2 protein-coding genes are annotated in these 1,269 nt (G+C 60.6%); both read right to left on the bottom strand.

Features of this window, described 5'->3' with window-relative positions; all coding sequences use genetic code 11:
• Positions 1-284 (bottom strand): GDP-mannose 4,6-dehydratase (locus FHX09_RS29385; RefSeq protein ID WP_184451128.1); only part of this gene is annotated, 284 nt, incomplete at its 3' end.
• A 2-nt stretch (positions 285-286) separates the two neighbouring features.
• The coding region (locus tag FHX09_RS29380; protein ID WP_184451126.1) for a UDP-glucose/GDP-mannose dehydrogenase family protein at positions 287-1,269 on the bottom strand (983 nt) is incomplete at its 5' end.

Here is a 1,269-nt window from a genome sequence, read left to right as displayed (position 1 = left end):
TTTTCGAGGCTGTAGCGTACGCCGGCCTGCGCTGCCAGATGCACCATCACATCGGGCGTTGCGCTCGCCACGGCCTCTTCCAGGGCCTTGCGATCTTCCAGCATGGCCGTCACCGGGCGGAAGGCCGGAAACTGCGCCAGCGCCGCGTTGCGCATGTGCTTGAGCTTGATGTTGTAGTAATGCGTCATGCCGTCGAAACCGACGACCTGGTGGCCATCCTGCAGCAAGCGGCGGGCAAGATGAAAGCCGATAAAGCCCGCAGTGCCGGTGATGAAATAGCGCATCTCTACTTCTTCTCGTTCTTCTTTCCGATGGCGAAATAGCTGAAGCCGTGCTTGGTGACTTCGGCGACAGGATAGATGTTGCGCAGATCAACAATCGTCGGGGTCTTCACCAGCGATTTCATCCGCTTGAGGTCGAGCGCCCGGAACTCGTCCCATTCCGTGACGATGACGATGGCATCCGCGCCTTCGGCAATCTCGTAGGGGTCAGTGCCGTAGGTGATCGGGCCGATGACTTCCTTCGCCATCTCCATGCCTTCCGGATCATAGGCGTGAACGTTGGCGCCGCCGTCCAGCAAGGCCTGGATGATGGTAATCGACGGCGCGTCGCGCATGTCGTCGGTGTTCGGCTTGAAGGTCAGGCCGAGGATGGCGATCTTCTTGCCGCGAACATTGCCGTCGCAGGCGGCGATGACCTTGCGGCCCATGGCACGCTTGCGGTTGTCGTTGATCGCGACAGTGGTTTCGATGAGGCGAACCGGGCTGTCATAATCCTGCGCGGTCTTGACCAGCGCCAGCGTGTCCTTGGGGAAGCACGAGCCGCCATATCCGGGGCCTGCATGCAGGAATTTATCGCCGATGCGCTTGTCCATGCCGATGCCCTTGGCGACCTTCTGCACGTCGGCGCCGATCTGCTCGCAGAGATCGGCGATCTCATTGATGAAAGTGATCTTCATGGCCAGGAAGGCATTGGCGGCGTATTTGATCAGCTCGGAGGTGCGGCGTTCGCAGAAGTAAAGCGGTGCCTCGTTGAGATAGAGCGGGCGATAGACTTCGCGCATGATCTCGACGGCGCGCGGCTCCTCGGTGCCGATGACGATGCGGTCGGGGCGCTTGAAGTCGGTGATTGCGGCACCCTCGCGCAGGAATTCCGGATTCGACACCACGCAGATGTCCTTCTGCGGGAATTCCTCGCGGAAGATGCGCTCGATCTCATCGCCGGTGCCGACAGGAACCGTCGACTTGGTGACGACGACGGTAAATCCGG

The organism is Rhizobium sp. BK538 (assembly GCF_014197575.1).
GTDB lineage: Bacteria > Pseudomonadota > Alphaproteobacteria > Rhizobiales > Rhizobiaceae > Rhizobium.
The sequence above is the reverse complement of the archived record's forward strand: the minus strand, read 5'-3'. Positions and strand labels throughout refer to the sequence as shown.